Origin of the sequence: Bradyrhizobium sp. RD5-C2, assembly GCF_019972155.1 — a bacterium.
In the GTDB taxonomy this organism is placed as follows: Bacteria; Pseudomonadota; Alphaproteobacteria; order Rhizobiales; family Xanthobacteraceae; genus Bradyrhizobium.
In genome coordinates, this window is record NZ_BOVL01000013.1 from 202616 (window position 1) to 214948 (window position 12333).

The window sequence follows — 12333 nt, forward strand, 5'->3', positions numbered from 1 at the left end:
AGACGTTCGGCAACTTCCCTCCCAGCCATTTCGCAAGTGCACTGTTCACTGCAACCGGGCATTCCTGCATCATCCAGTGGCCAGACTGGATCATGACTTCAGTCAGATCATCGCACTTCATGCGCATCGGTTCTGCGAGGCGAGAGCCACCGGTAGTCAAGCAGATGCTGGCACACGGTGATGCCGAGCGTCGCCAGCGCAACGGACGGCGTCGCTCCGAGCAGACCGGCGAAGCTCGTCGGGCGCAGAAGTCTCCCAGCGTCGCGGAGGTCAATGCCACGGCTCCGCCCTGTGGAAAGCGGAGGACGTATTCGGTTATCACGTCTTGCTCCACCGCTCGCCAACCGTCGGATAGCCGGTCCAGAATCGCAGCAGTCGCTCAAGAACTGCTCCGAGCGCGAATCCTGCGACCACGTCGCTCGACCAGTGTGCGAGAACCAAAACCCGCGTCACGGAAAGAGCGACCGCTACTGCCTGTGTTGCGCGGCGCGCGCCGGCGGGCAGTGTTCCTGCCGCTGAAGCCAGCGCGCCCATGTGCAGCGCGTGGCCGGATGGAAATGCGTCCTCACGGTTGCCCGAAACGGAGATACCGTGGGCGTGGCCGACCACAGTCAGGCGGTCTGGGCGGGTCTGGTTGAACAGCAATTTAAGACCGTGCGGCAGGAGCGACGCCGCGATCGTCACCAACAGCGCGTGATTGCCGGCGCGCTGCAGCGAGGTATCGTGACCGCGCGAGGCGATCCAGCCGGCGGCGGCGAGAACAAGTAGAACCTTTTCGTCAGCGCCCCAGGTCAGCCCGCGCGCGATTGCTTCGGGAGCGGGCGCGGTGTTGCGGCTGATCACGCGCGCGATTGCGGCATCCGCCGCTGTCGGACGAACGGTTATCGGGAAAATTGGTGCGCCTCGAATGCGGCTTGCTCTAATGCGCGCGGTCGTAGGCATGGTTCTCAAAGCCGGATCTCCATCTAGCCCAACGCGCCAGCTTCGACCTGGGTCCTAATGCCCGTGCCGGGAGCGTCAGGAGAGCGGTGAGAGGGAACCAATGGCAGTTTCAATCAATTTGGGTTTTACTAGTCGCTTAACTGAGACACGCATCGATGCTTTGCACAGTCGTAATGTGCGGCGGGGGATGTTGTCGACGAAGGCGTTGTTGCCCGCGACGTCAGGCTGTTATTTCTCGCGACGAACGCCCGTAAACTCTTCGCGCCGATTTTTGGATAGGCCTGAACTAGCCACCATTTTATTGTGCCTGGTAAGCGGGTTTCTTCAATTGCGAGCGCTTCTTCGCGGCACCGTTAGGGGATCATGGAACTAGTCGCTTCGGTACTGGTTACGCCACGGTACAATTAATAATTGCCGGAGGAGCCCATGTTACGCATTTCGTTCGCGCTATCGCTTGCGCTGCTCGTGTCACCAGCGCTGGCCGATGACAAGGGGGTCGACGCCTCTGCCCTGCAAGCCTGCAAGCCTATCGGCCAGTCTGCCAAGGGTGAGCTCATCTACGGCATGGACTGCGCCGCGCTCAAGCCGGAGAACAAGGTCGAGGTACTGCCCAACATGCCTCCCACCAACATGAAGGACACCGTGATCCCGAAGTCTGGCGGGGCGCAGAATCCAGAAAACACGCCGACTACAGGCGAAGCAAAATAAGCGTGCGCCTATGCGTCACGTTGAAGGCGGCTGGAGAATTGTGCGCTGGAGTGCCGAAGAGGAACGCAAACTCCTCGAACTCCGCGCGCAAGGCAAAGACATGCGTGAGATCGCGCAGCAGCTCGGGCGCACCGAAGCATCATGTGAAGGCAGACTCCGCAAGCTAACCGCGGCACGTCCGATCCCGGAGCTCTAGCCTTCAGGGTCATCTCCCAAGTCCTTGAAGAAGGGTGTCGGAGCAAGGTTATTGGGGTAGAGCCGAAGCAACTTGCCGAGATCGAGCACCCAGCCAAGTCCTCGGAGGGCGCCCGAAACTGGCGGGGTTTTCTTGGTTTCGGGGCGTAACGCCTCTTCCGGAGCGTTGGAACCAATACCGCGTGGACGACGTTTTTGGTTCAAGGGCAGGTCGTTCAGGGTCACGCGATGCACGGTTACACAGCGTACATCCTCAGTCCCGACAACCGCATATTGTGGCGGGTCGATCTGTTCTGCAGCAATGACGATGATGCGCGTGAGCAGGCTCAAAACTTGACTACTAATGCTCAGCCAGTCGAACTTTGGGACGGCGCGAGGAAGATTGGTAAGTTTGCAGCCTCTCGCTTGAATTAGCTTGCAGTCGGCGGACTGGATCAGCGTCCGTCGGGAGCCCCGGGGACGGTCGCAGGTCTGACGAACAGCGCCTCCACCCAGAGAACCCCTTTTGCGGACCGGATCAACACGGCCAGAGCTATCTCGTACACTCGAAGCCCCCTCGCCAGACCTTCGCCCATATTTCGGCAGGTCCATGCAAGGGACCGCACTACCTTGGCACTGGACTGTCAGGCCCTGTGATGTCGAGCATGCTACTGTTCATACGTGCTCGTTATCACAGCCAAAGGTAGTTCTCTCAGTTATTGCGCAGTGAGATTCGTTTGAGATGATCGAGGGCCCTACCATCTTGCCGATCTCAGAGGGACGCGGGCGGTTGAAATACCGCTCGGCCTGATTGGTGCGGCTCCATCAAAGGAGTAAACTTCTTGGCGGTTGATTCGTTTCGTTTCAAAACATTTGTGATTCATCCCAAGAAGCGACTTCGTCGGCATGAACGACAGTCCCCTTCGCAATGCGGGCACGGATGAAAGCGGGGGCTTGGCCTTCAGAGCCAAACACTGCTGGCACCGAATTGCCGCGGCGCTCATTGATGACGACGACGACCTTCCATTTCCCATTTTGATTGCGGGCATATCGACGCTCGCGGCGATATTCTTTCTGGCTTGTTGGCTTTACGTGACCGCCAAAATAACGGCCATCCACCTCAGCCGCTTTGCCTTGGCCACCGATGACGCGGCCCTTCAATTCCTCCGCCCTTGCCTCCCGCAGTTGATCTAGGAGGAAGAAAGCAGACTTGTAGGGCAGACCAGGTTGCAGCCGAGCGCCAGCGCCGCTTGTCAAGGATCGCCTGCGAAGCGTCGAGGCCCCAAGCGAGCTCAAGGACGAGTTGATGGGCCACGACACCAAGAATCCAAAGTACGGCGACGGGCACGGGCTGGATCTCCAGTATCGAACTCAACGCGCTGGCTCCAGGCATGCAAGTTGTTGCCCCGTTGCAGCTAGCGGCGATGAGATAACAAAATCGCGTGTGACAGTGAACAGAAGTATGATCTCGCGGCAAGGCTCGCACTTGAAGCCCCGCTCGATGAGCTGCATCAGCTTCTCGCATCGAGGGCACGTCATCGGAGCCTGCGAGCCCGCGAGCGTCTCGGGCCACGAAGATGCCCGATGGCCTGAACCACCAGGGCGTTGTCGTCCCGTGTCTCGCCTCGAATGAATTCGATAGCGCGCCGCCGCCCCAACTACACTTCTGCGGCGCTTAAGCCCGCAATCATCTCGTATGTTGGCCTTCTCGACAATTTTCCCATGCAATTTGTCCGGAAAAAATCGAAAACGTCATAGAGGAATCTTTCCTCGCAAAAGTTAGCGCGGGCAAAGAGAGGAAGCAATTGACCTGACTGGTTGCCCGCGCTGTGGAAAAGCCTCAAATCGGTTTTGGCTTTAGACGCACGAACCGAACTCCGCTGCATGTTTTGCAAAGGGATTGCCCCGCTAGAGACCGATGCGTCGCTATGGACCCAGGGTCCGCTGCTGCCCCTAGGCGAGCCCACTGAGCGAGCGGGCGGGAATAGCGAAACTCCGTCAATCGAGTTGCGACGAGTGACCGGGAAGCACAATGCGCATTAGTGCCCGCAATCAGATCAAGAGAACCGTCCGGGACGTAAAAAGGGGTGCCACCACCTCTCACGTCACGGTCGATGTCGGCGGCAGCAACGTGGATCACGAATGTGTCCGTTGACGAACTCGGCATCAAAGTCAAAGGCGACGTCATCGCAGTCATCAAGGCTTCTGACCCCATGATAGCTGAGGACTGATACAGCGGATCGGCGGCGGCAAGCCCTGAAGCCGGCTCGCGCGAGACCCTGATGATCGCGGGTTTCGCGCTCGACGGCAACAAATGGGATGGCATCGATGTCGGCTGCCGCAAAGGCGATGAGCCAATCATTGAGTACCGCCAAATCCGCTGATGGCAAGGTCGGCATCCGTTCTTCCGCGCCTTGCGGGAAGACTTATCAGCGAGAGCCGCATTCTAGTGGGCAGATTTCGCACCGACGTTCCGATTGACTGTGCGCAATGTCAGGGCCAGCGGCACCATCACTGCGGCGATCACGCCCAGCGCAACAAATACATCGATATATGCAAGGAGTGTTGCTTGGCTTTGCACCATCTGATTTACGATCGCCATGCTTGTTCCGGATGAGCTGCCGGTGGCCGCGCGCCCATTCAAATATCCCTGTATGCGGCCCAGCGCATCGTTATAAATCGGATTCCAGGAGCCGACATGTTCGATCAGACGGCTCTGATGAAACTGCTCGCGCCGCGCCAGTACCGTCTGGCTGAGTGCAACGCCCATCGATCCCCCAAAATTTCGCGCAAGATTGATTAGCGCCGAGGCCTGATCAGTTTTCGACGGCGGAATGCCGTCGTAGGACGCGGTCGTGATCGGAATGAAGATAAGCGGCAAGCCGATTCCGAGATAGATACGTGACCAGGCGAAGTACCAATAATCTGCATCAGCGGTGACGCGAAGCAGATCAACCATTGCGTAGCAAGCTATCGCCGCCCCAGCGGCGATCAGATATCGCGGCTGAACGAACCCAAGACGACCAACCACTACCATCATCAACATCGTCACCGCGCCACCCGGCGAGATGGCAAGACCAGCCAGCGTGGCTGTATAACCGAACTCTTCCTGCAACAGTTGCGGCATAATCTGCGTCGTCGCGATTAGGAGTGCGCCCGTCACCAGCATAATGAGAAAGCAGGTGCCGAACTGGCGACCGGTCAGCATCTTGATGTCAATGAGTGGTTGGGGCCGATTGAGCTCCCATGGGATGAACAGCAGCAGCGCGGTGGAGGATATCGCCGCAAACGTCACGATGAACCTCGAGTCGAACCAGTCGTCGATCTGGCCGCGGTCAAGAACCAACTCCAGGCCACCGAGGAAAGTGACGATCAGCAGAAACCCCACGAAGTCAAAGTCGAGGCCCCTGGCCCAGCTCCGCTCACGCTCTTTTTTCTTCTTCGGCGAGCTGGGAACAATCACGTAGATCAGCACGAGCGAGATCAGTCCGACCGGCACGTTGATGAGAAAGCACCAGTGCCACGACAGATTGTCGCTCAGCCAGCCGCCAAGGGTCGGCCCGACTGCCGGCGCGACAACCACTGCGATGCCGTAAAGCGCGAACCCCTGGCTCCGCTTTGCAGGTGGGAAGGCCGCGGCCAGAATTGATTGCGCCACCGGCGTCATGCCGCCGCCCGCCAGCCCCTGAACCACGCGGAAAACCAGCAACGACTGCAGATTCCACGCGAATCCGCAAAGTAGAGAGCTCACTGTGAACAGCGCAATGCAAACCAGAAAGAAGTTCTTGCGGCCGAACCGTTCGGCGATCCAGCCGCTGGCGCACAGTACGATGGAGTTGGCCACCAGGTAGGTGGTAATGACCCAGGAGGCTTCGTCGCTGCTGACCGCGAGGCCGCCCGATATGTAACGCAGGGCGACGTTGGCGATGGTGGTATCGAGTACTTCCATGAAGGTTGCGATCGCAACCAGCACGGCAATGATCCAGGGATTCGCGTTGCCGTATTCGCCCTTGTCGGGTGCGTCAGGCATTTGCCACGATCCGCTCAGGGACGGACGGTGACGGTGGGAACGACTGACATGCCCGGTCCCAATTCAACGTCTGGACGCTGGTTGAAGGTAATCTTCACCGGCACGCGCTGCACCACTTTCACATAGTTGCCCGTAGCGTTTTCGGCCGGCAAAAGACTGAAAGCGGTTCCGCTACCCGCTTGAACGCTGTTGACCTGGCCAGGGAAGTTGCGGCCCCCGAACGCATCAATCCTGATATCGACGGGCTGCCCGACGCGCATGTCGGCCAGTTGCGATTCCTTGAAATTGGCTGTCACCCAGATGTCGAGCGGCACCACAATCATGATCGCTTGCCCCGGCACAGCGAGGGCGCCGACAGCCCCCGTCAGTTTGGTTACGCGCCCGTCGACTGTTGCGCGCAGCTCGGTTCGCTGTAGATCGGCATCAGCACGATCCTTTTGCGCCTTGGACTGATCGAGTTGCGCCTCTGCCGCGACCTTTTGCGCGTTCAGAACATCGATCTGCCGTTCGGCCGACACCTTGGCCGCGGTTGCTGCGTCAAGGGCGGCATGCTTGCCATTGAAGTCGGATGAAGCCTGTTGCGCGCGCTGAACCGTCCCAGCGCCCTTCTGTACCAGATCCTGGTAGCGCGTGTTTTCGTCGGTCGCGAATTTGAGTGCCGACGCCGCTTCCGTCACCTGCTGGGTGGCTTGATCGACCTGTGCTCTCTGGCCTGCAATCTGGGCTTCGAAGTTTTTCTCAGTTGCTTTGTTTTGGCGGATTTGCGCGTCAGCCTGATCGACCGCGGCTCTATAGTTTCTTGCATCGATGGTCGCGAGCAGATCGCCTTTCTTCACGACCTGGTTGTCGGTGACATTGACGCTGATGATGCTGCCGGTGATTTGCGGGCTGACCAGCACCGGCCGACCGTCGATAAAGGCATCGTCTGTACTCTCGTAGTGACGGGCGTGGAGATACCACGCGATGCCCGCAACGACGCCGACGACGATTAGTCCAAGGCAGACAACGATCGCGATCGGGTGCTTTCGGTATGCCCCCTTAATGCCCTTCGGGCCCTGGTCCTGGCTTTGATCAGTCTCCGCTGGTCCTCGGTCGGCTTCTCGACTTTCGGGATTTGCCTCCGGATCTGCTTGAGGTTTCTCGGACGTAACGTCACGGTGTTCTGCAAAGATAGGATCCGATATACTTTTAGGCCTGTTCTCGAACGAACGGCCCTTGCGCGACGCATCCCCCGTCGCTGAGTTGGACGAACCCACATCTGTCGGATCTGCAGAACTCATTCCGCCTCGCTCCATTCCGTCATTGCGATTGCCGGCTTCTGTGCATGGCCGAAGCGTGGGAAACGGACCGGATCGCCGCTTGTTCCCGCTAGGGTGTCCTTGTTCTTCGGAAAGGACAGGGAAGCTGGGAGTGGCCGAGGCCAACCAGGTAGCCAAGGGTGCGGACGCGGCCTTCGCCTTCGTCCCCCGAGGCGCAAATTCGGGCGCGTCGGATCGAGCGATTGATCGTTCGTCTGCCCGCTCCGAGCAGACAGACGATCGAGAACTCCGCCACCCAGAACAGCACGAAGCAAGAGATGCGGCACTGGACGTCGGCCCCGGAATCCCTTTGCCAGAACCTGCGCCAGTGGTCAGCAGCCGGAGCACGCCAGCCGAGACATGCAGGCCGTGACACGTCGCGGTTCGCGCCACGTTCGCCTGAACAGCTTCCGGGGATGACCAGGCCAGGCCGTCTACGCTTCCCCAACTTTCCGGACGCTCTCCATACTCCCGCAACGCAGACTGACGTCAACTCCCGGAAACTCGCCTCTGCCCAAGCGAGTTCACCCCGCTGAGATAGTTTCAAGCGAGACGCAAAGTTCCTAAGTTGGTTGCGGGCGAGCTTGTGCGGAGGCGGTGGACGGATCGCCATCGGACTGAGCGCACCGGTGTCAGCATGATCGATGGACATGCTGGAGCTCCCTTGCCGCTACCGTGGGCGACCGGTTTCGATGTCGCTGTAAGCATCCAGACGGCATCACGATCATGCTCGAAATAGGAACAGCACCGCACCTCGTCGGATTAAGGATTCCTCAATTCCGTCCCGGGAAGCAAAACAATGACGAAGACAACGAAAAAGGCCCGCAGATCTGGCGGGACGGCAACGATCCACGATCAAAAGCTTGACCGTGGTGAAGGAGGCGAACTTCATCAGGTCGCATCAGATAAAACGCCGGTGCTCACGACAGCGCAGGGCGGTCCCGTTTCCGACGACCAGAACTCCCTGAAAATCGGCCCGCGCGGTCCGACGCTACTCGAGGACCTGCACTTTCGGGAAAAAATCTTCCACTTCGATCACGAACGGGTCCCAGAACGAGTCGTGCACGCACGTGGCTACGCGGCGCACGGTTTCTTCGAGAACTACAAGCCGTTGTCGAAATACACCAGGGCTGACCTGTTCCAGCGCGCCGGCGAAAAAACGCCTGCGTTCGTGCGCTTTTCGACCGTGGCCGGAAGCAAGGGCTCATCCGACCTTGCCCGGGATGTCCGCGGCTTCGCCGTAAAGCTCTACACACAGGAAGGCAACTGGGACATCGTCGGCAACAACGTCCCGGTTTTCTTCATCCAGGACGCGATCAAGTTTCCCGACCTGATCCACGCGGTAAAGGAAGAGCCGGACTGCGCCTTTCCGCAGGCGCAATCGGCACACGATAATTTCTGGGATTTCGTCAGCCTCACCCCCGAGAGCATGCACATGATCATGTGGGTGATGTCCGATCGCGCCATTCCACGCTCGTTCCGCTTCATGGAAGGTTTCGGCGTCCATACCTTCCGGCTTGTGAACGCGAAGAACGAGTCTACCTTCGTCAAGTTTCACTGGAAGCCCAAATTGGGCATGCAATCGGTAGTCTGGAACGAGGCCGTCAAGATCAATGGTGCCGATCCTGACTTCCATCGCCGGGATCTCTGGACCGCCATCAAGAGCGGCAACTTCCCGGAATGGGAACTTCAGCTGCAATTGTTCGATCAGGCCTTCGCTGATTCCTTCGATTTCGACGTGCTTGATCCGACGAAGCTCATACCGGAGGAAATCCTGCCTCCCCTCCCTGTCGGTCGGCTGGTGCTCAATCGGATGCCCGACAATTTCTTCGCTGAAACCGAACAGGTCGCCTTCATGACCCAGAACGTTCCGCCGGGGATCGACTTCTCCAACGATCCGCTGCTACAGGGACGCAACTTCTCGTACCTCGACACGCAGCTCAAGCGGCTCGGAAGCCCGAACTTTACGCACATCCCGATCAATGCGCCCAAATGTCCGTTCGCCCATTTTCAGCAGGACGGTCACATGGCCATGCGCAACCCGGCCGGGCGCGCCAATTACCAGCCGAATTCCTTCGGCGAAGGTCCGAGAGAGTCGCCACAGCGCGGCTTCACGTCATTCGCCGACGTCGAACAGGGCCCAAAACGTCGTCTGCGTGCCGAGAGCTTCGCAGACCACTACAGCCAGGCGCGTCAGTTCTTCATCAGTCAAACCATGGGAGAGCAGGCACACATCGCCGCCGCTTTGACGTTCGAACTCAGCAAGGTCAAAACGCCCGCGATCCGGGAACGGATGGTCTCGCATCTCCTGAACATCGATGAGGCTCTGGCCAACAAGGTCGCCGGCAAACTTGGTCTGCAGAAGATGCCAAAACCGGCAGACGCTGCTGTGCCAACGCGTCAGGATCTCGATCCCTCGCCGGCGCTCAGCATCGTCGAAAACGGACCCAAGCGCTTCGAGGGCCGGAAGTTGGGTATCCTGATTTCCGATGGAACAGATGCCAGTCTCCTCCAGGCACTTGAGGCCGCGCTCGAGAAGGCCGGAGCGACGTACGAGATCATCGCGCCGACGGTCACGGGAGCCGAAGCGATCGACGGCAGCTGGATCGAGGCCGATCAAATGATCGATGGCGGCCCCTCGGTGTTGTACGATGCCGTTGCCTTGCTGCCGGCCCAGGCAGCCATGGACGACCTGCTCCATGAGTCTTCAGCACGGGACTTCGTCGCCGACGCGTTTGCTCACTGCAAGTTCATCGGATACGTCGGCTCTGCGCTGCCGTTGCTCGAGAAAGCCGGCATCGCCACCGAAGATTTTGATGAAGGCTGTGTCGCCTTGGAAAGCGCCAAGGATGCCAAATCGTTTGTCGATGGCCTCGCCAAGCTCCGCGTCTGGGAACGTGAGCCAAACGTCAAGATGCCCTAGGAATGGAGACGGTTATGACCAGCCTCGAAGACAAGATTCGACAACGCGCCTACGAGCTTTGGGAGCAAAGCGGCAAGACCGAAGGGTCGGAGATGGATTTCTGGTTGCAAGCAGAGCGCGAAGTCCGCACGGAGGCCGCACCTGAACCGCCGCAAGACAGATTAGAGTAACGAACGGCATCGCCAGCACCCGCGTGTCGTTCAGCACTTCCACGCGGATTGAGCCGGCTCAATCCGCGCCGGCTTCACTTTAGTGACCTGTAAACGGTGACGCTTGGATGCCAAATCATAACGTGTTCACCGAGGAACCATTGCCACGGCTGCCTATTGTTGCGGCACGATGAGCTGATCTCATCGCAAATTGGGATGAGCATCATGATCGATACCGTCGTCGTCCAACCAGCATCCGATGCCGGTGAACCTTCCGTCTCGGGCGTGTCGTGGGGTGCAGTCACGGCCGGGGCCGTGGTCTCTTGCGCATTGACCTTGGTCCTGTTGGCATTCGGCGTCGGATTTGGCTTATCTGTCGTCTCTCCGTGGACCGGCGCCGGCGTCTCCACCACCACTTTCAAAATCGGGACTGGCCTCTATCTGATCGTCATCGCCATGTTGACGTCGTCGATCGGTGGCTACATTGCAGGCCGATTGCGATCCCGCTGGATCGGCATCCACACGGATGAGGTTTATTTCAGGGACACGGCTCACGGCTTTATCGCCTGGGCGCTTGCATCCGTCGTCGGCGTAATTCTCTTAGCCACTCCCGCAACCAGTTTGATCGGCGGTGGACTCGGCGCCGCCGGCCAAGGCGCGGCTTCGTTTGCGAACCGATCCGGCCCAATGGACGGCTACGTCGACACCCTGCTACGGCCGAATACTCCATCGGCGCAAGCGACAGCAAACGACTCTCGCCTCGAAATGCTCCGATTGTTCACGTCGAGCTTCCAGGCGGGCGGCGAGATGAAGGCGACTGATCGGGAGTACGTCTCAAAAGTCGTGGCAGCGCGAACCGGGCTCGACCAGTCCGCGGCCGACAAACGCGTCAACGACGTCGTCATGCAGATCAAGGCCGATACCGATGCGGCACGAAAGGCTACGGCCCAGCTTGCGTTCTGGCTGACCGCGTCGCTGCTATTGGGAGCTTTCTGCGCCAGTCTTGCCGCGACCGAAGGTGGTGGCTTGCGGGACGGCACATGGGGCTCTCACTCCCGGCTTAAACCCGCAATGCGCACCTGACAGGAGCAAAATAATGCCGATTCTTCTCTGGTTAGTTGGAATACCGATCCCGCTCATCATCCTGATCCTGCTCTTGCGCTAGGCCGGATTCGGACTCGGACAGTTCTCAAACTAAGGAAAACCCATGGCCAAAAAGCCAATGCTGCTGAGCGACCTTTTCCACGAAACGCTCAAGGACATCTATTTTGCCGAGAACAAGATCGTCAAGACACTCCCGAAGATGGCAAAGGCGGCACAGTCGAAAGACTTGCAGAAGGCCTTTACCAAGCATCTGCGGGAGACCGAGGGCCAGATCAAACGGCTCAATCGGGTCTTCAAGATCATCGGCAAGCCGGCACGCGGAAAGACCTGCGCTGCCATCAATGGCATTACCGAAGAGGGTGCGGAGATCATGAAGGCCTTCAAGGGTATGCCCGCACTTGACGCCGGTCTGTTGGCGGCGGCCCAGGCCGTCGAGCATTACGAGATGTCGCGTTACGGTACGTTGCGGACATGGGCCGAAGAGCTCGGAATGCCGGATGCCGTCCAACTTTTGCAGGCGACGCTGGACGAAGAGCGGGCCACGGATTCGGCCCTCTCCAAACTCGCCGAGACCCTGGTCAATGTCGAAGCTGAACACGACCTTGCGGCATAGCAACGCCTGGGTCCACTAAACGGGTTCTTGCGGTTGCCGGGCTTTCGAACGAAGCCCGGCGATCCCATTGAGTGAGGCTTTTCCTGCCTGCAGGCCAACCGGCAAGTTGCGAGGCCGAACTTGCTGTGGTGGATCGGTGCGCTTGCTGCTCTTCTCGCTGCTCTTCTTACGTCGGTGTCCCGCAAGCCAAGGCGTTGCCGTTCGGGGCACTCAGGCACCGTGCATATCCCAGTGCCGGTAGATCATTCACTCGCCTCTCCTTCAGTTCAAGCGGCGCGTCGGATCAATGGCAATACCCAATCTGTGCAAATATGGCGTATGGTCCGGCTCGTGAGCCCGGCGCCCGTTCAAGCGAGATTCCATATGGCCCTTGTAAAGACGTCCAAAATAGC

Annotated in this window: 11 protein-coding genes and 2 pseudogenes; 7 read left to right on the forward strand and 6 right to left on the reverse strand. The window is 59.1% G+C overall.

Annotated features, from left to right (window positions below; translation table 11 throughout):
* Window positions 1-164: 164 nt before the first annotated feature.
* A pseudogene (locus BraRD5C2_RS39810) lies at window positions 165-319 on the reverse strand (DUF3147 family protein); the annotation flags it as partial.
* Window positions 319-942, reverse strand: coding sequence for a phosphatase PAP2 family protein (locus BraRD5C2_RS17635; RefSeq protein WP_223970008.1), 624 nt, complete (start codon window positions 940-942; stop codon window positions 319-321). The pseudogene BraRD5C2_RS39810 and the gene BraRD5C2_RS17635, both read right to left, overlap by 1 nt.
* A gap of 426 nt (window positions 943-1368) precedes the next feature.
* Here BraRD5C2_RS17635 and BraRD5C2_RS17640 point away from each other — a divergent pair, with 426 nt between their 5' ends.
* Together BraRD5C2_RS17640 and BraRD5C2_RS39400 are read left to right on the forward strand one after the other, a co-directional pair.
* Entirely contained in the window at window positions 1369-1650 is a 282-nt protein-coding gene (locus BraRD5C2_RS17640; protein ID WP_223970009.1) for a hypothetical protein, read from the forward strand.
* 10 nt (window positions 1651-1660) lie between these two features.
* Entirely contained in the window at window positions 1661-1846 is a 186-nt protein-coding gene (locus tag BraRD5C2_RS39400; protein ID WP_223970010.1) for an SANT/Myb-like DNA-binding domain-containing protein, read from the forward strand.
* Here BraRD5C2_RS39400 and BraRD5C2_RS17650 read toward each other — a convergent pair.
* Together BraRD5C2_RS17650 and BraRD5C2_RS17655 are read right to left on the reverse strand one after the other, a co-directional pair.
* On the reverse strand, window positions 1843-2175 hold the full coding sequence (locus tag BraRD5C2_RS17650) for a hypothetical protein (protein WP_223970011.1): 333 nt from the start codon (window positions 2173-2175) through the stop codon (window positions 1843-1845). The genes BraRD5C2_RS39400 and BraRD5C2_RS17650 overlap by 4 nt on opposite strands.
* A gap of 513 nt (window positions 2176-2688) precedes the next feature.
* Window positions 2689-2985: a transposase gene (locus BraRD5C2_RS17655; protein ID WP_223970012.1), complete on the reverse strand. Its 297-nt coding sequence runs from the start codon at window positions 2983-2985 to the stop codon at window positions 2689-2691.
* An 871-nt stretch (window positions 2986-3856) separates the two neighbouring features.
* Here BraRD5C2_RS17655 and BraRD5C2_RS17660 point away from each other — a divergent pair.
* Window positions 3857-4055 (forward strand): annotated as a pseudogene (locus BraRD5C2_RS17660) (TOBE domain-containing protein).
* A 215-nt stretch (window positions 4056-4270) separates the two neighbouring features.
* Here BraRD5C2_RS17660 and BraRD5C2_RS17665 read toward each other — a convergent pair.
* Window positions 4271-5854, reverse strand: coding sequence for a DHA2 family efflux MFS transporter permease subunit (locus tag BraRD5C2_RS17665; protein ID WP_223970013.1), 1584 nt, complete (start codon window positions 5852-5854; stop codon window positions 4271-4273).
* Window positions 5855-5868: 14 nt separating this feature from the next.
* Window positions 5869-7134: an HlyD family secretion protein gene (locus BraRD5C2_RS17670; RefSeq protein ID WP_223970014.1), complete on the reverse strand. Its 1266-nt coding sequence runs from the start codon at window positions 7132-7134 to the stop codon at window positions 5869-5871.
* An 817-nt stretch (window positions 7135-7951) separates the two neighbouring features.
* Between BraRD5C2_RS17670 and katE the strand changes: the two genes are divergently transcribed.
* The 4 genes from katE (at window position 7952) to BraRD5C2_RS17690 (ending at window position 11941) form a co-directional block, all read left to right on the forward strand.
* Window positions 7952-10075, forward strand: coding sequence for a catalase (katE, locus tag BraRD5C2_RS17675; RefSeq protein WP_223970015.1), 2124 nt, complete (start codon window positions 7952-7954; stop codon window positions 10073-10075).
* 14 nt (window positions 10076-10089) lie between these two features.
* Window positions 10090-10245 (forward strand): DUF2934 domain-containing protein, encoded by a 156-nt coding sequence (locus BraRD5C2_RS17680; RefSeq protein WP_223970016.1) that lies wholly within the window; start codon window positions 10090-10092, stop codon window positions 10243-10245.
* Between the two features lie 204 nt (window positions 10246-10449).
* Window positions 10450-11307 (forward strand): hypothetical protein, encoded by an 858-nt coding sequence (locus BraRD5C2_RS17685; RefSeq protein ID WP_223970017.1) that lies wholly within the window; start codon window positions 10450-10452, stop codon window positions 11305-11307.
* Between the two features lie 124 nt (window positions 11308-11431).
* Window positions 11432-11941, forward strand: a complete 510-nt coding sequence (locus tag BraRD5C2_RS17690) for a YciE/YciF ferroxidase family protein (RefSeq protein ID WP_223970018.1) — start codon at window positions 11432-11434, stop codon at window positions 11939-11941.
* Window positions 11942-12333: the final 392 nt, after the last annotated feature.